We start from the raw sequence: 22,517 nt of genomic DNA, 5'->3' as shown, positions 1-22,517 counted from the left end.
CTGCAAATCTACTTGATATGTAACCAGAAGTTTCTTGACTTTAGCTTTTTTTCCGCCAAGAATGATATTTATTGACAAATAAAGTAGTAAATCGTCAATATGAAGTGAGCAGGTCAAGGGGGAGGTAGCGTAGTGCTAGGTTTCTTGCTTTTACGGCTCGTGTGATTAGTTTTTATTTGAAAGATGCATTATGGCAACAGGTACCGTCAAGTGGTTCAATGATTCCAAAGGTTTCGGCTTTATCACTCCGGATGACGGTGGTGAGGATTTGTTCGCCCACTTTTCCGCAATCCAGATGAACGGCTTCAAGACCCTGAAAGAAGGTCAAAAAGTAACGTTCGAAGTCACGCAAGGCCCTAAAGGCAAGCAAGCTTCCAACATCCAAAACCCTTAATCTTTGATTTTTCACTGATTTTGGTTTTTTAAAAAACCCCGCATTGCGGGGTTTTTTTTCATCCTTGCCGATATTGCCTCATCATCCCTCATTCAAATTATCCAACTTATTCATTAAATTTTGCTTTAATTGAGTTCAAGGCTACAGTAGAGACCTTTTTTAGTTACCTTTATCAAGCGCAGACTCAGATTGTCCCCATGAAGCTAAGGCATAAAATCATACTGTTGGCGGTGGCTCCCCTGCTACTGGCTTTCGCTGGTATCGCGATGGCGGTATTTTATCAAGCGACTTTTTTAGCGAAACAACAAAGAAGCACCATAGAACAAGCCTATCTTTCCAGTAAAGAAGCCGAACTCAAGCATTATGTCACCCTGGGCACTGCAGCCATCGCCCATCTGTATAACGGCAAGCAGCAAGGCCCTGCCGTCCGGGAAGAAGCAAAAAAAATACTGGCTGCCCTGGATTTTGGCGATGATGGCTATTTTTACATCTACGATATCGATGGCAAGAACCTCATGCATCCCCGTCGCCCAGACCTGGTTGGCAAAGATTTGTGGGATATGACAGATCAGGAGGGCAGCAAGACCATACAAAACCTGCTCAACAAAGCCAAGGCAGGTGGTGGTGCCATCCGCTATATGTGGGAAAAACCATCCATGCACAAGGTCATGCCCAAACTGGGTTATGTCGTCCAGCTGGAAAAATGGGGCTGGATGATGGGCACGGGAATCTATCTTGATGATGTCGACGACGCTTTAAATAAAATTGACATACAAGTGGCAAAAAACATACAAAGCACCATGTCCTGGATTGCAGGCATTGCCATTATCAGTGCCTTGCTGATTGCCTTGTCTGGTCTGGCCCTGAATATCACCGAATCACGCCTGGCGGAAGCCAAGCTCAAGGTGCTGGCGCAAAGCGTAGTCAGTTCACAAGAAGATGAGCGTGCACGCCTGTCGCGTGACTTGCATGATGGCCTGAGTCAATTACTGGTTTCTGTCAAGCTGCAAATAGAATCTGGCCTGGTCAAGCTTAATCAAACAGTGACAGGTCCAGAGGCGGCAAAAACATCTTTTGCACGTGCCACAGATCAACTCAATGAAGCACTCAGCGAAGTCAGGCGCATCTCACATAATCTGCGCCCTGCCCTGCTGGACGACCTGGGACTGGTCGCTGCCTTTGAGCATCTGGCCGATGAATTTGAAAATGCCAGCGGCTTGCCAGTCAGTTTTCATGCTGCCGGTGACTTCCATGCGCTGGATGAAATCAGCAACACTGTCTTGTTCAGGGTAGCGCAAGAAGCACTGACGAATATACACAAACATGCCCAGCAAGTTAGCCATGTCAATGTGCACTTGCTCAGCGATGCTGAAAACATCAACCTCATCATCGCGGATGATGGTCGTGGCTTTGACATCAAAGGTGTGGCGAACCACCCACACCGCGGCATAGGTCTGAGCAATATGCGTGAACGACTGGCTGCGATTAATGGCAGTTTGCAATTACAATCCGATACCAGCGGCACCACCGTGACCGCCTGCATACCGAATGGAGAAAACCAATGACCGAGCACATACCGGTCCAGTCAGCGCAACAGACACGACATGCACAACAAGTGCACTTATTGCTGGTTGACGATCACCCCCTGGTCAGGGACGGGCTCAGGGCAAGGCTGGAGACTATCGCCAGCATCAAGATAGCTGGTGAGGCAGGTACGGCAGAGGAAGCCCTGGCGATAGCCGCCAGCAAGCCTGTGGACCTGATACTGATGGACATTAACCTCGGCACTGACAATGGCATCAGCCTGACAGCCCGCTTCAAGACAGAATATCCGCATATTGCCGTCATCATGTTGTCCATGCATGAAAAAACTGAATATGTTAACCAATCCATGCAAGCCGGTGCCCGCGCCTATGTACTCAAGGATGCTCCGGCAGTGGAAATCATCGAAGCCATCGATACCGTCATAGCCGGTGGCACCTATTTCAGTTCAGGCTTGACCAGGCAATCCACCAGCAGCGATACCAGCCAGGCTCTGACGCAGAGAGAGAAATCCATCCTGAAATGCATAGCGACAGGCAAATCCAATAAACATATCGCCAGGGAACTGGGGCTCAGTGTCAGGACAGTGGAAACCCATAGACTGAATATCAAGCGCAAACTGAATATTGAAGGCCAGGCTGATTTGATACGTTATGCCTTGAATAATGTGATCGTGTAAAGACACTGTACTGCAAGGCGCGGAGCAAAACGCTGAACGAAATTCGTCGCCGTATGGAATAAAAAAATGGAGAAAGAAAAAAAATAGCCAGCCCAGCGTGAGCTGATCTCTGAGCTGGCTATTTTAATATTATTTCTTTTTGAACGTGTCTAATGTACGTGTACGCTCTTCCAGATCCTGCTTCTCCAAATCCAGCAAGGCTTGTCTTTCTATATTAATCTGCTTGGCCAGGCTGTTGTATTTATTTACATCCTGATCATTGTCGAAAAGCAGCGTGTCGCCATCGACTTTTATTTTTCCGTAGCTGCTTTCACACAGTGCCAGGACCTGTTTTTTCAACTCAAGAAAAGCACGCAAATGTTCATTGCGTCGTATCCTCAGGTCGAGAATTTCTTCCATGTTCTTTTTATTGACAGCAATAATTTCTTGCCTTTGTTGCGGAGACATGACGATTTTTTCCAGTGCATCCGTATAGCTTGCACGCAAACTGTCGTAACGTTTGGAATTATCATCAAACATATTTTCCGCGGTCAAGATCACCAAATTACCGTTCTCGATGCCTTGATGGGAAGTCAGGTTGGCGGGTTTTAACACATTTGCCAGGTCCAATGCCTTCAACTCTTCCGAGAAGCGTACATTCTGTTTGATATTGGCGCGCAGGTATTCAAATGTCAAACGCGCCTCCTGGTCAAAAAAACGCTGACCAGTGAGAGGAATACGTTCAGATAATTTCAGGTTCTCGCCTACCTCGTCTTTCCCAAGCTTGATACTTATTTCCATCAATTCCGCAATCGACTTACGTGCTTGCCGCACCCTTCCCTGCATTTCATTGCCAGACCAGGCTGCCAGTTCTTCCTTGCGTTCTTCCTTACTATTATTGAGTGCGTTAAGCATACTCAGAAAAGTGGGCGATGAACGAAATTCGTTCACAGCCTTGCGGTCTGCGGGGGACAGTTTATTGAATTCGCTGCGAGCGGCATCAAGATTCTGGTTCATCTCGATGAGCCACAGGCGAGTAGAAATTTTCCCTACTGGCTTGGGTAATTCCTTCAACAGCTTTTGTGCATAATCATGAGATATATACTTTGCGAGTACAGTGGATGTGTGCAAATTGATCGCATCCACCGTAAATGGTCGCATATAAATTTCCTGATCAAAAAATAATTCGGGCTTTGTCCTGTTATTATTTTCTACATCACGCCGGATCGCATTCTGCATGCCCTGGTCTATACCAAAAGTACTAACGATTTTCTGTACATCCTCAATCCTGGCTGGATTATTTATCTGTATCCCGGCGGCTTCAGCAAACGAAGCCAGAGAAGACAAAAACAGGACTATCAATAATCTGCATACCAACATCATTACTCCCTCATTTATGGTTTTATTTGCTTTGTTTTGTTTTATTTGTTTTTCTTTAATCGTTCTGATTCAAACTCTGCCAATGGCCTGTAGTCTGCAGTGAGCATGCTTTTTTCAACTGATCGTTGCATATACACCATAGCCTTGATCTTGTTCCCGTTAATAATATTCAGTTGAGCGATGTAAAAGTATGCCTCAGCCAGGGCCACATCAAGTTCGTCTCCCGTTCGCTTGTGCACCTGGTGCAATACCTGATCTTCAGACTTTCCACCTGCATAGGTCGCCGACAGCATGTCATTCAGCCAGTCATCACCACCATCCATCGTATTGCTTAAAATGGATGGCGAATTTTGACGCCTGAGTGCAAGCTGGCGCATGATGCTGGCACGCAATTTAGCCTGACTGGTGTTGCTTTGCTCAACTGCCGTCGCAAAATTGTCTGCAGCTTCGCGCCATCTCCCCAATGCATACAAGGACATACCCCGTAATATATAAAGTTTGCCATCACTAAGCCCCTGGGACAGCAAACGCGCGCTGTCGACTTCGCTATTCTTGAAATCCCCCATAACGAAATACACGTTCGACCTGCAACGCAGATATTCATGGGTATCTATCGTTTCTTTTTTAAGCGCCTGTAAATCTGCATTCGCATCAGACTTGCGTCCGGCACGTGCATAGGCCAGACTGCGTTCACAAAGAGCAAGTACGGGATTATTGCCATTGGCTCGCGCTTCATTGATCATGCTTGATTTGTTGCGAATTTCTTCTTCCAGTTGCTCTTTGACTTTCTGCTTCAAGGGCAAGTCGGGTTGGTCGCGGGTAGCAGATTCACGCAAATCCGTCTTGCGAATTTGTATGGAACCTTCCAGCATGGCACTTACTTTTCGCGTGTCAGCCATAAAATCAACTACTTCTTGTGGCTGGACGCGGTCTTTCAAACTGCGTAACTCAACAGTAGCCCTGAAGACATTTTTCTTGAAAGTCAGGACTTCATTTGCCTGGAATGCAGCGTTCTCGATTTTAGCTGTCGATGGGTTGTAGTTGGCATTTACCTCTTCTGGCAAAATGACTTCCAGTTCATAGCGCAGTAGCGGCGGTTGCACAGGCGTTGTCAAAGGCTGCTTGCGCTTGGGATTTTCTGGCAAGAAGAAACGCTCGCGCATATTCGAAGCCTGATAACGCATTTGCCAGCCGATAGAATTCTTGGTCAGCATTCCGGGTATCTGGAAATTCAATTCAATATTGAGCGTATTTGCCTGGCGATTGTCAGTGACGGTTGGGCCAGACTTCAGTTCTGCGTTCGGATAGCGTCGCAAAACTGAAGCAATATAGCTATTCTTTAACTGCTCCTTGCTCTGCCTGCCAAGATAAAAACGCGCGTGCTCTGCGTCTATCCCTGCATATTGATGGGTCACCTGAAATTCTGCCACGCCATCCAATTTATTCAAACGTATTTTTTCCAAGCGGCCTGTCACTGTAGGCGTGCCTTCTTCGTTCTTTGGAACACCCGCCAGATCATGCGTATCCTTTTGGATGACGAGTACTTGTGCGCCCTCATGTACCTGCCCCATATTCACCAGCGGACCATATTGCGCTGCTCTGGTAGGGTCAAGATAATATAGTTTGCCATTGACCTTTGCCCTGACAATTGCATGGTCAAACGCCATGGGCGTTGGCAACATTTTTGTCGGCATTGCTGGATTGGACGCAGAAATTAATACCGGAGAAGCTTCTATACCCAGTTTGCGCAAAAGCGTGACCAGTAGCAAAGATTTATCCTTGCAGTCGCCATAACGTCGCGCCAGCACCACCTCAGGTGGAAAAGGTTTATGGGAATTTTCACCGATTGAAATGGACAGATAGCGTATCTCGGCCTGCACATAAGCCAAAGCCCGCTGGACAGTTTCATCTGGATTGGCAGCGCCACGCAAACTGGCGACCACCTTGTCAACTTCGGCACTCGCGGCATTCACATCAAACAGGGATTGCGCCCACTGATTCACCTGGCCCCACTGTGAGAATTCAGAAAATTGCACGAATCTGAACTGGAAAACATCACGGGGCACATAAGGTTCAAATTCAATGGCTTTTAACTGCTCTGCAGAAAAAGTAAGGATTTTCCTGCCAGCGGCTTGCTCTTCTTTGATCTGGATATTGCCCTCACCCTGACCGAGTATGCGGTATTTGATGGGTCTGCTGAGAGGAGAATTAAGGCGTATGCGCTTACGCAAAATGGGATAAGCATTATCCCATACCATGGTCTGGAAAAAATTCCCGTCAAAAACCGGGTTCTGGCCTGTCGTGGAATAGGCAATATCTACAATATCGCCGACACGGATATCTTCAATGACGACAGAAGCGGTGACTGAACCAGTGAAGATGCCGGAATCGAGTTCGCTTTCCATTTGCAGATAACGGATATCTGCCGTATTGGTCTTGTCAAATACCTGGTTGCCGCGTATGACCTTGATACTGTGCAACCCCACCTTTTGATATTCAGGGTGAAATGGAATTTCAATCCGGCCAACTTGCGTCAGCATAGACGCTTCATTCGCTTGCATCATGCGGTGCACATAGGTCGTGGCTTGCTTGTCCAAAAAAGTCTGGACGTCGGATAAACGGACGACTATAGGCGCGGCGGTATTGGAGTCGGCGATTTGTCTGCCATTGTCCTGCTCCACCCATGCAGGTACCGCTTCGCCACGCGTCAGATTTTTTTCAAATCGCTGCGCATCTTGTGATTTGCCATTTGCCTGAGTCTCTGCTTGAACAGCATATACAGAGCTGCAACACATCCAGGCCAACAAAAACAGGCAAAGACGGAGAAGGCCATTGCAATCGCGCTTTTTAGTCAGCCTGCTCGGCGTGATCAACTCGGATGGGGCTTGCGTGGTAGATGGCGTCATAAGTATGCAAAGAAGGGATCACTCGCTTGAAATCCACGATCAAGAAAAGTGAATAGCATCCTGCCATCAAAAGCCATGAGAACACATACCAGAACGGTCGCATTCGGGTCCCGAAGCAATGATTCAACACACTATACCTGCCTTGAAAATCAACTTCGAGATTTGTTTTTCTATTTAATTTTATCAGAACGAAATATCTCTTTGGTAAAAACTCTATAGAAGAAATGCTTCAAAAATCCAGTGTCGCAACGCAAAAAAATAGCGTAACGGCAAAAGAAAAAGCCCCCTGTCTTAAAACAGAGGGCTTTAACTGTCTCTTTATCACCTGGTTAAATTTCTTTAAACCAGGGAAAAAGAATCAGATTTACATGTTTTCAATCATGACATCGCCAAAACCGGAGCAAGACACTTGTGTTGCGCCTTCCATCAGACGGGCGAAGTCATAAGTAACTTTCTTGGCTGTGATGGCTTTTTCTGTCGCGCTGATCAACAGATCAGCTGCTTCCAGCCAGCCCATGTGGCGCAACATCATTTCTGCGGACAAGATCAGGGAACCTGGGTTCACATAATCTTTACCAGCATATTTAGGTGCTGTACCGTGGGTTGCTTCAAACATCGCGATAGAGTCAGACAAGTTGGCACCTGGAGCAATACCGATACCACCAACCTGAGCTGCCAGCGCGTCAGAGATATAGTCGCCGTTCAGGTTCAGTGTAGCGATAACGCTGTATTCTGCCGGACGCAACAGGATTTGCTGCAAGAATGCATCAGCAATGGAATCCTTGACAGTGATTTCTTTACCTGTCCTTGGATTCTTGAATTTGCACCATGGGCCGCCGTCGATCAGTTCAGCGCCGAATTCTTTTTGTGCCAAAGCATACGCCCAGTCACGGAAGCCACCTTCGGTGTACTTCATGATGTTGCCTTTGTGGACGATAGTCACAGATGGCTTGTCATTGTCGATTGCGTACTGGATCGCTTTGCGAACCAGACGTTCTGTACCTTCGCGGGATACTGGCTTGACGCCGATACCAGAAGTTTCCGGGAAACGGATTTTCTTGACGCCCATTTCTTCAGTCAGGAACTTGATCAGTTTTTTCACTTGATCAGAGCCTTCAGCGAATTCGATACCAGCATAGATATCTTCAGAATTTTCACGGAAGATGACCATGTCAGTTTTTTCTGGCTCACGCACTGGAGATGGCACGCCTTTGAAATAACGCACTGGGCGCAAGCAGACATACAAATCCAGCTCTTGACGCAGGGCCACGTTCAAGGAACGGATGCCGCCGCCAACTGGTGTCGTCAATGGGCCTTTGATGGAAACAACGTAGTCTTTCAAGACTTTCAGTGTTTCTTCTGGCAACCAGACGTCGGGGCCATATACTTTAGTGGATTTTTCACCGGCATAGATTTCCATCCAGCTGATTTTGCGCTTGCCGCCATAAGCTTTTGCTACGGCCGCATCAACGACCTTGATCATGACCGGGCTGATATCAACGCCAGTACCATCTCCTTCGATAAAAGGAATGATAGGATTGTCAGGAACATTCAATGAAAAATCAGCATTGACGGTAATTTGTTTACCTTCAGCAGGTACTTGAATATGTTGATACATCGTTTTCTCCGTAGTTGGGCGATCAAGCGGGTCGCGCTTTTCTCATCATTTGCCTTGCGTATTTATATTTTATAGAGCAATCACTCTTCTATAAGACACAAGACCATCATTTCGTATTATGCACTACTATTTTACCGTATGCCATCAGTTTGTCAGCTTTGCTGGCCTCACGGCGACTTCGGTTTTCACGTACAGCCATATTTAAAAATACAAAATGGCAAGCTTTATAGCAATTTTATTTACCAGGCTTGATGTAGTTGTTACATGATAAACCTGACAGACCATGCACCGTCACTCATTCATACAAGTGCATTTTACGGTTACCATATTGCCATGAAACTGATTTTACTCAACAAACCATTTAATGTGATGTGCCAGTTTTCGGCACACCCCAGCCGCCCTACCCTGGCTGACTATCTCAATATCCCTCACATTTATCCGGCAGGCCGACTTGATGCAGATAGTGAGGGACTGATATTACTGACTGATGACGGTCAATTACAAAATCGCATCAGCCACCCTGACCATAAACAAGCCAAGACATACCTGGTGCAGGTCGAAGGCACGCCCACCCGCGAGGCTTTGGAAAAACTACGCCAGCCCCTGGACCTTGGTGATTTTGTAACCCAGCCCTGCATCGTCAAGCATATATATCAACCTGAATGGCTATGGCCACGCAATCCACCAGTACGGGAAAGGGCGAACATACCGACCAGTTGGCTAAGCCTGACTTTGTCAGAAGGGAAAAATCGCCAGGTCAGGCGCATGACGGCAGCAGTTGGCTTGCCAACTTTGCGCCTGGTGCGTATCAGCATAGGCGGTTTTTCACTGGAAACCCACCCTTTACTACCCGGCGAATGGCAGGAAGTTAAAATTTAAACAATGTTTGCACAGAAATTCAGAAATAAATCCATAAACGTTATAAATTAATTAGAATTCCTGTCAACGCACCATTCACTGGACGCGTTATTTACCTTGATTCAATTGAATCACTCTTAACCAATACTTTATGAAGGACACCAAAATGAAAAAATTGATCGCCGCTCTGGTCGTAGGTCTGTTTGCTTCTACTGCTTTCGCCCAAGCATCTGCTCCTTCAGCTAAAGCATCTGCTCCAGCCGCTTCCGCTGCTGCTGCCGCATCTACAGATGCTTCCAAACCAGCTAAAAAAGCAAAGAAAGCTAAAAAAGCTAAAGCAGCATCTGCATCCGCTTCTGCATCTATGTAATTCTGTCGTTTTTCAGTACAGAAGCAAGGCAGGCTAACCCCCTGCCTTTTTTACGTCTGAAATTAAGCGCTAACTATATGAATAAGCACTGGCTCTCTGAATAAGAATTCAAAAGACACACGGACAGACGCAAAAAAGTAATTGCAAAATATAAAAGCAAAAGCCGCAATAAATTGCGGCTTTTTTCACTTCAGGCAGTCAGCAAATCAATGCCAACTTTACAGCTTTAAAAACAGACTTAAAAGATTAAGCCAATGCTTTCAAAGCGGATGCCAGACGGCTCTTATGGCGAGCTGCCTTGTTTTTGTGAATGATTTTCTTGTCAGCGATACGGTCGATAACCGATACGGAGCTTTGGAAAATTGTTGCTGCAGCAGCTTTATCACCAGCTTCGATCGCTTTACGAACAGCTTTGATCGCTGTGCGCAGCGTGGAGCGCTGGCTGGAGTTGTGTGCATTCAGTTTAACTGCTTGACGAGCACGTTTGCGTGCTTGTGCGGTATTTGCCATGAGATTTCCTAAACGTGGTCAAAGCGACGAGCTCAAAACATTTGATTTAAATGCCACGCCGCAAAATTCTATACAGCTTTGCAGTATAACTGGATTTATTTTTGATAGCAAGCATTCCTGTCGAATCTTGCAACAGGCAGGCACATTTCCGCTGTTCCAGCGAAATTTACGCAACTGTCATGCTCAAAATCTGCATGACTGTATCTATGCGCTTGGGTGTGAGGATGCAAAACTAAGCACTGCACTAATTTTACTATCAATGCCATTTCTCTGTCGCCACCACTGCCAAAAGGATGAACATGCACTGCAAAGCTATTACTTTAAAGGGAAAACACGTCACGCTGGAACCGCTGGAGCAGCATCACCTGACCGATATCCAGGCAGCAGCAGCCGATGGCGAACTGTGGAAACTGTTTTTTACCTCAGTCCCCTCCCCTGAGAATACCCAGAACTGGCTCAACATCGCCCTGGAAATGCAACAACAACAAAAAGCCGTGCCCTTTATCGTCCGGGAAAATGCGACTGGCCAGATAGTCGGTGCCACCAGATACTGTAATATGGACATGAATAACAAACGTCTGGAAATTGGCTACACCTGGTATTCGCAGCGAGTACAGCGCAGTCCAGTGAATACCGAATGCAAGCTGCTCTTACTGGGCCATGCCTTTGAAGAATTTGGCTGTATAGCTGTCGAGTTTCGCACGGACTGGTTCAACCGCCGTTCACAGGCCGCAATAGAGCGCCTGGGGGCCAAGCGCGATGCGGTCTTGCGCAATCACATGATTTTGCCTGATGGCCGCATCCGTGATACGGTGGTATATAGCATCCTTAATTCTGAATGGGCGGGTGTGAAAAAGAATTTGCAATATATGCAGACCAAATACGAAGCGCAATAAAGTAAATAAAAGCAAGAGTTATAAATACGGAGAATGACAAGTGCTGATCGATTTTTTCTTTACCCTGAAAGACGCCAAGATCCCGGTATCCATCAAGGAATTCCTGATGCTGCTGGAAGCCATGGAAAAAGGCTTGATCAGCATGTCAGTCGACGATTTCTATTTCCTGTCGCGCACCATCATGGTCAAGGATGAAGCGCATTACGACAAGTTCGACAAAGCCTTTGGCCTCTACTTCAAAGGTATAGACACGATTTTTGAAAAGCGCCCCGACATCCCGCTGGACTGGCTCATGAAGCGCATAGAGCGTGATTTGACCGACGAGCAAAAAGCCGCCATAGAGAAGTTTGGCTATGACAAGCTGATGGACAGGATGCAGGAATTGCTCAAAGAGCAAAAAGAACGCCACGAAGGTGGCAGCAAATGGATAGGTACAGGTGGTACATCGCCCTTCGGCAATGGCGGCGCCAACCCGGAAGGCATACGCATAGGTGGCAAAGGCGGCGGCCGTAGCGCTGTAAAAGTGTGGGAAGCACGTGCTTTCCGTGATTATGACGCTGAGCGCGAACTCGGCACCCGTAACATCAAGGTCGCTCTGCGTCGCCTGCGCAAGTTTGCACGTCATGGTGCAGAAGAGGAACTGGCACTGGACGCCACCATCAAGGCTACTGCAAACAATGCCGGTTACCTCGATATCAAGATGCAGCCTGAGCGCAAGAACAATATCAAAGTACTCATGTTGCTGGATGTAGGCGGCACCATGGACGACCACATCGCCCAGACTGAAGAATTATTTTCTGCTGCCAAGACAGAATTCAAGAACATGGAATTCTTTTATTTCCATAACTGCGTCTATGACTACCTGTGGAAAAACAACCGCCGTCGCCATGCAGAAAAATTCCCTACCTGGGATGTCTTGCGCAAATACACACCTGACACCAAGGTCATCTTCGTCGGCGACGCCACCATGAGCCCGTATGAAATCCTGCAGGCCGGGGGTTCTGTCGAATACAACAATGAAGAAGCCGGGGCAACCTGGCTGCAACGATTTACGTCTGCTTTTCCGAAATACATCTGGCTCAATCCTGAACCTGAAGGGCTGTGGCAATACCGGCAGTCTATATCTGTCATCAAGCAGATTATGAGTAACCGCATGTTTCCGGTGACGATAGAGGGGCTGGAGCGTGGGATGAGGCTGTTGAGCAAGTGAGTGTGGCAAAAAAAACAAGCCTTGCCAGGCTGAGCAGGCAGAGCTTGTTTTTATCACCTCATAGCTACAGGGTTTAAGCAATAGACAACAATATGCCTTTCACTAATTTCACCGCAACTGCAAAAACTTCTGTATCGTCGACAAAACCTGCTTCCTCGACAAAGGTTTAGTCAAAAATCCCTCACACCCTGCCTGTTGTGCATTTGCAACTTTATAATTAAAGCTCTTGTCCACCAGAAATATCACCGTCGTCCGGCGGTCTGTATTTTGCTTTTTCAACTCGGCACTCAAGCGATATGGGTCAATGTCTGGCGTGGAAGAATTAATCATCGTCATGGCATGGCGATTATTCTTATCCAGCATCAGTGCGCTGCGTTCGTCACATGCCAAAGTCACTGTAATGCCATATTTATCCATGATCATGGCGACATATTCGCGAAAACGCATGTCCTTGTCGACGATCATGATGCCGCCCTTGGGCACGCTGGGCCTGCGCATCTTTTGGTATTCGCTGGGGTCGGTCAGGTCAAGATCGAGGCGCTCGCGGCGGCGGCGTTCAGGCACTGCCACTTCGCCAAAGGCGCTCAGGGTGGTTAGCAAGAGCTGGCGTCGGTCTATCAGTTCATCGAGGACGTCAAAGAGTTTGCGCCAGCGTATAGGGCGCGGCATGGACTGATAATGTAAATTGACATCCGTCTTACCTATGAGCAATACTGGCTGCGCTCCACCGAGGTTCAGGTCAGAAAGGGTCGCAAGTGCTTTTAAATCTTCTGCGTTGACAATATGAATGTCAGGATCTTGTAGACTACCGGTTTTTAAAACCAGATAGCGATAGCCCTTCTCGCGGAGAACGGCAAGAACGGTTGAGAAGGTTTCTTCCTCTTTTGGAGAAAATCCAAGCAGTCGGATCGCGATCGTTGGAGTTTTTGTTGGCATCGTTTTTCCATCTTACACATTGCAGCTTCGATCATTGCAGCTACAATAGCTGCAAAAACGCTGCAAGAATACAGCTTAATTCTGCCAGCCTCGCAAAAAAATTGCAAAACATCATCAAAAAATTAACCAAAACAACAGATTTTCATTCGCATGGCCACTAAAAAAAATACTTCTCCGTCAGACTATAGCGAATCATCCATCCGAGTACTCAAAGGCCTGGAGCCGGTCAAACAAAGACCGGGGATGTATACCCGCACCGAAAACCCCCTGCATATCATACAAGAGGTCATCGACAATGCCTCGGATGAGGCGCTGGGCGGGCATTGCAAAAACATCCTGGTTACCATCAATGCTGATACCAGTATCAGTGTAGAGGATGATGGCCGTGGTATTCCAGTTGGCTTGCATCCTGAAGAGGGCGTGCCTACGGTGGAAATCGTATTTACCCGTTTGCACGCGGGCGGCAAATTTGACAAAGGCTCCGGTGGTGCCTATGCCTTCTCTGGCGGTTTGCATGGTGTGGGTGTGTCTGTCACCAATGCCCTGTCCAAACGTCTGGAAATCACAGTCTGGCGCGAAGCTGGCCTGCACCAACTGACTTTTGCCCATGGCGACGTCATAGAACCGTTGCGCAGCCAGCCATTGGCGCGCGGTGATAAAAAGAGCGGCACGCGTGTCACCATCTGGCCAGATGCCAAGTATTTTGACAGCGCCAATATCCCTCAAAGCGAATTGCAGCGGCTGTTGCGCTCCAAGGCAGTGTTGCTACCGGGCGTCAAAGTCACGCTCGCCAATGCGAAAACCGGTGAAAGTCAAACCTGGCAGTATGACCAGGGTCTGCGCGGTTACTTGACAGAAGCTTTGGCCCAGTCTTCCCACGGCGAGCCTTTGATCCCCCTGTTTGAAGGCGAACAATTTGCCAATTCGGACAGCGACGGCTTTGCCGAAGGCGAAGGCGCATCCTGGGTAGTGGCATGGACTGAAGAAGGCAATGTGGTCCGCGAATCCTATGTCAACCTCATTCCTACTCCTGCCGGTGGTACGCATGAATCAGGCTTGCGTGAGGGCCTGTTTGGCGCGGTGAAGAGTTTTGCCGAGATGCACTCGCTGCTGCCCAAGGGTGTCAAGCTCTTGCCAGAAGATGTATTTGCGCGCGTATCCTTCGTTTTGTCAGCCAAAGTACTGGACCCGCAATTCCAGGGACAGATCAAGGAAAGGCTGAATTCGCGCGATGCCGTGCGCCTGGTGTCATCCTTCACCAAGCCACCGCTGGAACTGTGGCTGAATTCACATGTGGAATACGGCAAGAAACTGGCTGAACTGGTCATCAAGCAAGCGCAATCGCGCCTGCGTTCTGCCCAGAAAGTGGAAAAGAAGAAATCTTCGGGCGTGGCCGTCTTGCCAGGCAAACTGACAGATTGCGAATCGAATGACATCACCCGCAATGAAATCTTCCTGGTCGAGGGTGATTCTGCTGGTGGTTCTGCCAAGATGGGTCGCGACAAAGAATTCCAGGCGATTTTGCCACTGCGCGGCAAGGTCTTGAACTCATGGGAAGCAGAACGCGACCGCCTGTTTGCCAACAACGAGATTCATGATATCGCCGTCGCCATCGGGGTAGACCCTCATGGCATGAATGAGATCGTTGATTTTACCAATCTGCGCTATGGCAAAATTTGCATACTCTCTGATGCGGACGTTGATGGCTCGCACATACAGGTTTTACTGTTGACGCTGTTCTTCCGCCACTTCCCGCAACTGATTGCACGCGGGCACATCTGCGTGGCGCGTCCGCCGCTGTTCCGTGTTGACGCACCTGCACGTGGCAAAAAGCCAGCGCAGAAAATCTATGCACTGGATGCAGGTGAACTCATCGCCATCGAAGACAAATTGCGCAAGGACGGTGTCAAGGATGGCGCGTGGGCGATTTCCCGCTTCAAGGGCCTGGGTGAAATGAATGCCGGCCAGTTATGGGAAACCACAATGAACCCGGACACACGTCGTCTGTTGCCAGTTTCTCTTGGTGAGTTTGATCAGGCCTTCTCTGAAGGCCGTTTCAATATGCTGATGGGCAAAGGCGAAGCCGCCGCCCGCCGTGCCTGGATAGAAGAACATGGGAACGCTGTTGAAGCTGATATATAAAATATCTGACCTTACAGACCATAAAAGAATACAAAAAATACGAATAGAACCATGAGCGAACAAGCGAATTTATTTGATCAAACCCCACCGCCACCTGGCGATGGTGAAACCCTGACCCTGGCGACCTTTGCCGAGCGCGCCTATCTTGACTACGCCATCTCGGTAGTCAAAGGCCGTGCCCTGCCCGATGTTTGTGACGGTCAAAAACCGGTACAGCGCCGCATTCTGTATGCTATGAATGAGCTGGGCCTTAACTCGGCTGCCAAGCCGCGCAAATCTGCCGCAGTGGTTGGTGATGTACTGGGTAAGCTGCATCCGCATGGCGACCAGTCTGTCTATGATGCACTGGTGCGTATGGCGCAGGATTTCTCCTTGCGCTACCCGCTGATTGATGGCCAGGGTAATTTCGGCTCACGTGATGGCGACGGTGCAGCGGCCATGCGATACACCGAAGCACGCCTGACACCGATTGCCAGATTGCTCATGGATGAAATCGACCAGGGTACGGTCGATTTCCAGCCGAACTATGACGGCACTACCGAAGAACCCAAGCTGCTGCCTAGCCGCCTGCCCTTCGTCTTGCTGAACGGTGCATCCGGCATTGCAGTCGGCCTGGCGACAGAAATCCCTTCGCATAACCTGACCGAAGTCGCCAAAGCCGCAGTTGCGCTGATACGCAACCCGGCCATGAAGCATGCCGAGTTGATGGAATACATCCCTGGCCCCGACTTCCCTGGTGGCGGGCAAATCATTACGCCTACATCCACCATAGCCGATATGTATGCGACTGGCCGTGGCAGCATGAAGGTGCGTGCGCGCTGGAAGATAGAAGAAATGGCGCGTGGACAGTGGCAAGCCGTGGTCACTGAATTACCACCTGGCACCTCGTCGCAAAAAGTGCTGGAAGAAATTGATGAACTGACCAATCCTAAGATCAAGCTAGGTAAAAAGACACTATCGCCAGAACAGGTGGCATTGAAACAGGTCATCTTGTCGGTATTGGATACGGTACGTGATGAATCCGGCAAAGATGCCCCTGTGCGTCTGGTACTGGAACCAAAATCCAAGAATCAGGACCAGGCCGAGTTCATGCAAATGCTGCTCGCGCATACCTCGCTGGAAACATCTGCGTCGATCAATCTGGTGATGATAGGTGGCGATGGCCGCCCACGCCAGAAAGGTTTGCTCGACATCCTCAGTGAATGGATAGCCTTTCGCTTTACCACCGTTACACGCCGTACCCAATTCCGCCTCAAGAAGGTCGATGACCGCATCCATATCCTGGAAGGCCGTGAAGCGGTACTGTTGAATATTGATGAAGTCATACGCATCATCCGTGAATCTGATGATCCCAAGCCTGCGCTGATTGCTGCCTTCAAGCTGTCAGATATCCAGGCTGAAGATATTCTTGAAATCCGTTTGCGTCAGTTGGCTCGTCTCGAATCTATCAAGATCCAGCAGCAACTGGATGAGCTGCGTAAAGAAAAAGCGGGCCTGCATGACTTGCTGGAAAACCCATCTTCAATGAAGCGCATGCTCATCAAGGAAATCGAAGCTGATGCCAAACAATTTGGCGATGCCCGCCGCACTGTCATTGAAGAAGCAGCCAAAGCATCGATAGAACAAAAAGTCATTGATGAACCCGTCACTGTAGTCATCTCTGAAAAAGGCTGGGTACGTGCACGTACCGGCCATGGTCATGACAATGGCCAGTTCACATTCAAGGCAGGCGACAGCCTGTACGGTACCTTTGAATGTCGCACGGTAGACCAGATGCTGGTGTTTGGCTCGAATGGCCGCGTATACTCCGTCGCTGTGTCTGCCCTGCCCGGCGCCCGTGGCGATGGCGTGCCTATCACCACGCTGATCGACCTGGCAGTTGGCAGCAAGATTTTGCATTACTTTGCCGGTAGCGCCGACATCAGCCTGCTGCTGTCATCCACCGCTGGTTATGGCTTTACTGCAAAAGTCGGCGACATGGTAGGCCGCATGAAAGCCGGTAAAGCCTTCATGACCCTGGAAGAAGCCGATTTGCCTTTGCCACCTGCCATCGTCACAGAGGACGCCAGCGCAATTGCCTGCTTGTCAGAAAAAGGCCGCCTGCTGGTCTTTGGCCTGGCAGAAATCAAGCAACTCTCCAGCGGTGGCCGCGGCGTCATCCTGATGGAACTGGAAGACAAGGAAAGTCTGGTGTCAGCCCAGGCCATCAGCCAGCGCGGTGTGCGCATACATGGCATAGGCCGGGGCGGCAAGCCGCAAGAAGTGAATCTCAGCGCGACCGGCCTGGGCATCCATATTGGCAAGCGCGCACGCAAGGGCAAAGCACTGGAAGCCAAGATCAAGGCTAGTGGCTTGCAGAAGATTATGGCGAAAGAGTAAGCGCTGCTTGCAATCAGTATTTGTTGATTGTTAAAAATCGTCCATGGCTGCTATGCCATGGATGATTACTTCTCAGATAGTTAAAGCAAATTGTACGGAGTTTACTATTTTAGTTTTGAGGAATAATTATACATATTCCTGATTCGATATCTTTTTGTAAAAGCTTATATTTATCAAACTTGATAACCCCATTTTTATATTGAACTTTCAATTTTTCGTTTCGACCATATTGATGTTTGTTTTTTATAGTTGTTATTTCAATAAATTGATTATCTAGCACGTATTCTGCATCAGCAAGAATTGAGTCAAGAACCCTCTTATCAAATACTGAAGTCTGATTTTCCTCCTTAAAAAAAATATTTTTAATATGAAGCGCCTTTTCTTTTGCTTCCAAATATTTCTGATCTAACATCAACAACTTTAAATCAGTATAGTCAAGCATCATCTTAAAAGAAATTGAAACGTCTTGACTTGGAAAAGTTAACGTCAGGTTATTCACATTTACTTCTGATCTAATCACATTGATCAATTGCCGCACAGCCGTTCGACGGTTTTTTTCTATAAAGCGATTTAGAATTCGAAATGTAATCGGAATATCTTTCTCAGTGATTTCCCTTTCTCCAGCCCCATATTGAATTTGTAAATATTCTTCTTCAATGCCTTTTATTTTTTGAGGATTGCCACGAGCCAGTAAATAGCGTAACAAATGAATTTTTTCCTCACTAGGAGCGATATCTGGTGCAATTCTCAATGCCTCTCCAAATAATTCATCAGTCGCCCTTAAGTTCATTTGCTGGGCTGCAAAAACTCCAGAATGACGAAAAATATTCCAAATAACATTTGGATGTTGCTTAGATCTCAAATAACGAAAAAATACCTTTTGAGATATTACGTCATCTAAATCATAAGCAACTGCAATGATCTCTGCAAAAACTTTTGTGGTAAAACAAAATGGATTTTCAATATTGGAGTCTACTAAGTTCAATTGCTCATTTTTTAGAATAATACTAAATTGACGCAATATGACTTTCTTTTCAATCAGAGAAACGACGTTTAACAACTCTAGATATAGTTTAGGAATTGCAGGCAGATCCGCAATTTCTAAGGCCAACTGCCATGCTTTAGTGGCGAGGTCAATACGCAGAAATTGTTTATGCACCAATGCTTGATTATGATACGCAACCACAATCACTGTCTTAGCGTTATGCGGACTCTCAGAAATTTGAAGTATTAATTCCTTATTTTCGAGAATACGACTACTCATATCCAATATTTTTTCGGAGTAGATCGTAACATTCTCAAAATACGCAGCAGATAAATTTATGCATGCTTCGAAATAGGTCATTGACAGATCTTCATCAATGAAATTTGATTCAACAATTTTTTCGTAGCAAGCAATGCTTTCTTCAATACGTCCTAATCGATAGTATGAAGTTCCAAGCAAAAGATGTTGTGTGTAAAAAAGAGATGAGCTTGTACTCTTCTTAACCGGTTTTTTTGTCAAATATTCTATGGCCCCATCGTACATCTTTAAATTAAAGTAGCAACGCCCCATCTTAAAGAAAAGAATTGGAAGTTCTTTTATTGTTACGCTGGTAGCTTCGTAGTTTTTATATGCATCTAAAGCTTCGGCATATAAGCCCTCGTCTGATTTCTTATCAGCGATTTCAATATATGAAAGCTTTGTACCTTCAATATATTCAATCCACTCCTCACTAAGACTTTCTTCGATAATTCGATTTTTTATTTTAATCGCACTGGATGAGAAATCTGAGTTAACTATTCCAACCAAATATAATTTATTACGAAGGTTTTCATTGATGCTCGAGAATTTTTTATAATGAATGCTCATGACCGCATTTCGTATATCTTTGTCGTCCTCAACCAATTTCCTTATATGATCAACAGGCGCAAGATCGAATTCAGTCAAGTAAAGTCGGCGAACTTCCAAATCAATGACTTTGCTTGTAATTAAAACCCCATTGATCAATTGCTCCTCAATAGCTGAGCACAAATCCCAACAAAGTCTGGGGTTTCCGCTTGTCCAATAAAAAATTCGCTCGGCGCACTCGGTTTCCAACTCTAATTCTGCTTTATATAAGAAATGCTGAAACTCAGAACGAGAAAAATCATCAAGATAAATTTTTTCACCAATATTAAACGGAGAAATATTTTTATTTTTTATTATTTCGTTTGGCTCGGCAACACCTGACAATATGTAAGTTAATCGATTGAACTCCTCAAAATTTATTCTTGACGCAAAATATATACTGCGAATTTGGGAAAAAACGCCGTCTGAGTAATCTGAGTTAGTTAGCGCATCAATTTCATCTAAACAAACTACAAGTTTCCCTCGAATGGCTCCTAATATTTGCCTGAGTTCCTGCTCGTGTTCTTTGTGGGCTGGGAGATTTCCGCCATCGGCTCGAGCTTTTAGAATCTGTTGCTTAACAGAACCTAGAACTTCTTCGTGAACGTCAATTATTGTGTTTATGATACTTCTAAAAAATTCTTGAATATTAGAAAAAGGATTTGACAGATCTACATACAAGAAAATGTCATCCTCACTCTCCAAATTGCGTTTGGCATTAAGTAACAGATTGGTTTTTCCCATCTGTCTTGAAACTAATACGTATCCAGGGCGCCCCATATTCGAAATAATAGACGCCAGTTGCTTGTCTGCCTTGCGCTCTACATATAACTCGTTTGGAATTACAGTTAGTGATTTCAGCTTCTTAGTTTTCATCGATTTTCTCTAGGCGTTCTTTGTCACTGCATTATTTTTTATGCATCCCAAGTGACAATCTAGTCTGTTCAATTGCATTTCTATATGCATTTTCTTTCCCGTCGCTATCTAAGTGGAGATTTTTATAAAATGTCTTAATAAAACGAGGTGAGCCATAAGCATTTCTCAACAAATCATCTCGCTCGAATTCCTTCAAACTCATGCTTGGTATAACCTCATGAATTTTATTAATCAAAATATTAAGCTCTATATTTGTCCACCGCGTAAATTCTAAAAATTTCAATTGTTCACTTATTTTTTCTTGTCCATTTTCTATAAACGGGGATGGGTCAAAAATCGATGTGACGATGAAACGCAGGTCATTTCTTGAACATTTTTGTTTTACTGCTGAGTTCAATCTGCAAATTGAAGTAATAAACTTAGACATTTCGTTCAGGTTGTTTTCCAAAAATGGGACTTCATCAAGAACAAGAAATACGCTTAACCCTTCAGCATTTGCAGACAATAATTCTGCAAGTTCGGAAATAACCTGATGCGTATTTGGAAGATGCTTATGAGGAGTATCGAGCGCACCAGAAACCGAATAATATATTTCTTGAAGGAGTTCTGTATGACAAGCATGGTCACTAATAGATGCTCCGATATAAGCTTGAATAACTTTTCGTGACTGCTGCAATATCTTCCGTCTAACAGTCGATGTCTTTCCCATTCCTGATTCGCCATGAACCCAAATTGAGAATAAATTTAAACTATCTGCAAAAAAACTATCGATTTTCCTGCTTACATAATATTCTTCTAAAGAAGAGTCGTAGATCTCGAACAATACTGAAGCTTCAAGAGTCAAGAGCTCACTGTTTTTTTTTTGACTTTCAGGCACGCTCGTCTTTTTTGACTCTTCTACCTTAACTAGTTTAAATTTTTGAGTATAAATAGACACTAAAAATTTATGTGCCGCATGTGAGTGTGAATCAGGTTTCACACATGTGGAATGGTTCGTATTAGGTAGTACTCGGCTGTCAAAATACCTTGAGGCAGACTCTTTTGTTACGATGGGTTTAAAACCCGGGAGCCATTTCCAATGAATAGGGAAATGATGCTCAATAGCTTCCGCCCCAACAAAAATCTTTATTGTTTTTTTATCCAAAAGAGACTTAAATCGGCTATCTAAGTCCTGCAGCGCAGGATTGGCAGTTTTTAATTGCTTTCCGATTTTATTGCTGAATAATTCCGAAAAAAAACTCAAACCTGATGCTAGATCAGCTCCATATGATGGCGAAGCCATCAAAACTAGTCCTATCGCCTTATTAGAAAATGCTTCTCTGTTTTTTTCTAAAACATATCTAGCTATAATTCCTCCAAGACTATGACAAATAAAAACAATATTCGTCTTTTCTAGCGGAGCAGGCCTATTATTCAAACCGATACTACTTATTGAGTCAAATATTTCGTTTGCACAATCAGAAATATCATACGAAGTCGAATCAACATCAGTGTAATAACCAGCCATATAAATCGATGGTTTATCGAAACGAGTGTCTGACGAAATAAGATTAGGCCAGAATGTGCCATTTTTGCTAGTCCAACATTTTCTAGAGTTTGAGAAAAAGCCATGCACGAAGACAAATATAGTATTACCTTCGTTACACTCTACCCAGAAATTATTTAAAGGTTGCTCATCCAGGTTATTTTCTAATGACTCACTTGGAGGACTATCTTGCTTAAAAAAGAAAAAGATTATTTTTCCTAAAAATTTTATTAGCACGCTTAGCATTTCAATAAATTGTTATTTACATGTAAAAAGTTTTTGATTATTCTATTTCTCTGCTGCAAATATATTGAAAGCGTGAATTAGAGATCAAGATAGTTATGTTTTTGCGAAAAATGCAAATCAATAAGATACCTCAAAAAATGCTTAGTTATACACATTTCATTGGGTATTAAATTTAATTTTCCCTTGCAGCATTTATAATCG

At 45.8% G+C, this 22,517-nt stretch carries 16 protein-coding genes; 9 read left to right on the top strand and 7 right to left on the bottom strand.

Annotation, left to right across the window (positions count from 1 at the left end; translation table 11 throughout):
• Positions 1-190 precede the first annotated feature (190 nt).
• From ACO0LD_RS15390 to ACO0LD_RS15380, 3 genes are all read left to right on the top strand, one after another.
• A complete protein-coding gene (locus ACO0LD_RS15390) occupies positions 191-394 on the top strand; it encodes a cold-shock protein (RefSeq protein WP_162021162.1) in 204 nt (67 codons plus the stop codon).
• A gap of 197 nt (positions 395-591) precedes the next feature.
• Complete coding sequence (locus ACO0LD_RS15385; protein WP_423008289.1) at positions 592-1,959, top strand: cache domain-containing protein; 1,368 nt, start codon at positions 592-594, stop codon at positions 1,957-1,959.
• Positions 1,956-2,615, top strand: coding sequence for a response regulator transcription factor (locus tag ACO0LD_RS15380; protein WP_423008287.1), 660 nt, complete (start codon positions 1,956-1,958; stop codon positions 2,613-2,615). Before ACO0LD_RS15385 ends, ACO0LD_RS15380 begins: the two co-directional genes overlap by 4 nt.
• Positions 2,616-2,744: 129 nt before the next feature.
• Here the strand turns inward: ACO0LD_RS15380 and ACO0LD_RS15375 are convergent, their stop codons facing one another.
• From ACO0LD_RS15375 to icd, 3 genes are all read right to left on the bottom strand, one after another.
• A complete protein-coding gene (locus ACO0LD_RS15375; protein WP_423008285.1) occupies positions 2,745-3,977 on the bottom strand; it encodes a hypothetical protein in 1,233 nt (410 codons plus the stop codon).
• 38 nt (positions 3,978-4,015) lie between these two features.
• Entirely contained in the window at positions 4,016-6,880 is a 2,865-nt protein-coding gene (locus ACO0LD_RS15370) for a DUF3857 domain-containing protein (protein ID WP_423008283.1), read from the bottom strand.
• 364 nt (positions 6,881-7,244) lie between these two features.
• Positions 7,245-8,498, bottom strand: coding sequence for an NADP-dependent isocitrate dehydrogenase (gene icd, locus ACO0LD_RS15365; protein WP_186954192.1), 1,254 nt, complete (start codon positions 8,496-8,498; stop codon positions 7,245-7,247).
• A gap of 333 nt (positions 8,499-8,831) precedes the next feature.
• Here icd and ACO0LD_RS15360 point away from each other — a divergent pair, with 333 nt between their 5' ends.
• Entirely contained in the window at positions 8,832-9,377 is a 546-nt protein-coding gene (locus ACO0LD_RS15360; RefSeq protein WP_423008281.1) for a pseudouridine synthase, read from the top strand.
• Between the two features lie 145 nt (positions 9,378-9,522).
• On the top strand, positions 9,523-9,726 hold the full coding sequence (locus tag ACO0LD_RS15355; protein ID WP_232063314.1) for a hypothetical protein: 204 nt from the start codon (positions 9,523-9,525) through the stop codon (positions 9,724-9,726).
• Between the two features lie 246 nt (positions 9,727-9,972).
• On the opposite strand, the gene rpsT is transcribed toward ACO0LD_RS15355, so the two are convergent.
• On the bottom strand, positions 9,973-10,236 hold the full coding sequence (rpsT, locus tag ACO0LD_RS15350) for a 30S ribosomal protein S20 (RefSeq protein ID WP_162040741.1): 264 nt from the start codon (positions 10,234-10,236) through the stop codon (positions 9,973-9,975).
• Positions 10,237-10,529: 293 nt separating this feature from the next.
• Here rpsT and ACO0LD_RS15345 point away from each other — a divergent pair, with 293 nt between their 5' ends.
• Both ACO0LD_RS15345 and ACO0LD_RS15340 read left to right on the top strand, forming a co-directional pair.
• Positions 10,530-11,132, top strand: coding sequence for a GNAT family N-acetyltransferase (locus ACO0LD_RS15345; protein ID WP_423008279.1), 603 nt, complete (start codon positions 10,530-10,532; stop codon positions 11,130-11,132).
• Positions 11,133-11,172: 40 nt separating this feature from the next.
• Positions 11,173-12,342 carry a vWA domain-containing protein gene (locus ACO0LD_RS15340; RefSeq protein WP_423008277.1) on the top strand — a complete coding sequence of 390 codons (1,170 nt, stop codon included), beginning with the start codon at positions 11,173-11,175 and terminating at the stop codon, positions 12,340-12,342.
• Between the two features lie 108 nt (positions 12,343-12,450).
• On the opposite strand, the gene ACO0LD_RS15335 is transcribed toward ACO0LD_RS15340, so the two are convergent.
• Entirely contained in the window at positions 12,451-13,278 is an 828-nt protein-coding gene (locus ACO0LD_RS15335; RefSeq protein ID WP_423008275.1) for a response regulator, read from the bottom strand.
• Between the two features lie 150 nt (positions 13,279-13,428).
• Between ACO0LD_RS15335 and ACO0LD_RS15330 the strand changes: the two genes are divergently transcribed.
• Positions 13,429-15,420: a DNA topoisomerase IV subunit B gene (locus tag ACO0LD_RS15330; RefSeq protein ID WP_423008273.1), complete on the top strand. Its 1,992-nt coding sequence runs from the start codon at positions 13,429-13,431 to the stop codon at positions 15,418-15,420.
• A 51-nt stretch (positions 15,421-15,471) separates the two neighbouring features.
• Positions 15,472-17,799, top strand: a complete 2,328-nt coding sequence (parC, locus tag ACO0LD_RS15325) for a DNA topoisomerase IV subunit A (protein ID WP_423008272.1) — start codon at positions 15,472-15,474, stop codon at positions 17,797-17,799.
• 109 nt (positions 17,800-17,908) lie between these two features.
• Here the strand turns inward: parC and ACO0LD_RS15320 are convergent, their stop codons facing one another.
• Both ACO0LD_RS15320 and ACO0LD_RS15315 read right to left on the bottom strand, forming a co-directional pair.
• A complete protein-coding gene (locus tag ACO0LD_RS15320; RefSeq protein WP_423008270.1) occupies positions 17,909-20,545 on the bottom strand; it encodes an AAA-like domain-containing protein in 2,637 nt (878 codons plus the stop codon).
• 31 nt (positions 20,546-20,576) lie between these two features.
• Positions 20,577-22,307 carry an AAA family ATPase gene (locus ACO0LD_RS15315; RefSeq protein ID WP_423008268.1) on the bottom strand — a complete coding sequence of 577 codons (1,731 nt, stop codon included), beginning with the start codon at positions 22,305-22,307 and terminating at the stop codon, positions 20,577-20,579.
• Positions 22,308-22,517: the final 210 nt, after the last annotated feature.

The organism is Undibacterium sp. Ji83W, assembly GCF_049340385.1.
In the GTDB taxonomy this organism is placed as follows: domain Bacteria; phylum Pseudomonadota; class Gammaproteobacteria; order Burkholderiales; family Burkholderiaceae_D; genus Undibacterium.
This window is presented reverse-complemented; position numbering and strand designations above follow the sequence as displayed.

Bases quoted from the DNA above. Each gene is read 5' to 3' on its own strand.
- ACO0LD_RS15390 (WP_162021162.1), top strand. From the start codon at position 191: ATGGCAACAGGTACCGTCAAGTGGTTCAATGATTCCAAAGGTTTCGGC.
- ACO0LD_RS15385 (WP_423008289.1), top strand. From the start codon at position 592: ATGAAGCTAAGGCATAAAATCATACTGTTGGCGGTGGCTCCCCTGCTA.
- ACO0LD_RS15380 (WP_423008287.1), top strand. From the start codon at position 1,956: ATGACCGAGCACATACCGGTCCAGTCAGCGCAACAGACACGACATGCA.
- ACO0LD_RS15375 (WP_423008285.1), bottom strand. From the start codon at position 3,977: ATGATGTTGGTATGCAGATTATTGATAGTCCTGTTTTTGTCTTCTCTG.
- ACO0LD_RS15370 (WP_423008283.1), bottom strand. From the start codon at position 6,880: ATGACGCCATCTACCACGCAAGCCCCATCCGAGTTGATCACGCCGAGC.
- icd (WP_186954192.1), bottom strand. From the start codon at position 8,498: ATGTATCAACATATTCAAGTACCTGCTGAAGGTAAACAAATTACCGTC.
- ACO0LD_RS15360 (WP_423008281.1), top strand. From the start codon at position 8,832: ATGAAACTGATTTTACTCAACAAACCATTTAATGTGATGTGCCAGTTT.
- ACO0LD_RS15355 (WP_232063314.1), top strand. From the start codon at position 9,523: ATGAAAAAATTGATCGCCGCTCTGGTCGTAGGTCTGTTTGCTTCTACT.
- rpsT (WP_162040741.1), bottom strand. From the start codon at position 10,236: ATGGCAAATACCGCACAAGCACGCAAACGTGCTCGTCAAGCAGTTAAA.
- ACO0LD_RS15345 (WP_423008279.1), top strand. From the start codon at position 10,530: ATGAACATGCACTGCAAAGCTATTACTTTAAAGGGAAAACACGTCACG.
- ACO0LD_RS15335 (WP_423008275.1), bottom strand. From the start codon at position 13,278: ATGCCAACAAAAACTCCAACGATCGCGATCCGACTGCTTGGATTTTCT.
- ACO0LD_RS15330 (WP_423008273.1), top strand. From the start codon at position 13,429: ATGGCCACTAAAAAAAATACTTCTCCGTCAGACTATAGCGAATCATCC.
- parC (WP_423008272.1), top strand. From the start codon at position 15,472: ATGAGCGAACAAGCGAATTTATTTGATCAAACCCCACCGCCACCTGGC.
- ACO0LD_RS15320 (WP_423008270.1), bottom strand. From the start codon at position 20,545: ATGAAAACTAAGAAGCTGAAATCACTAACTGTAATTCCAAACGAGTTA.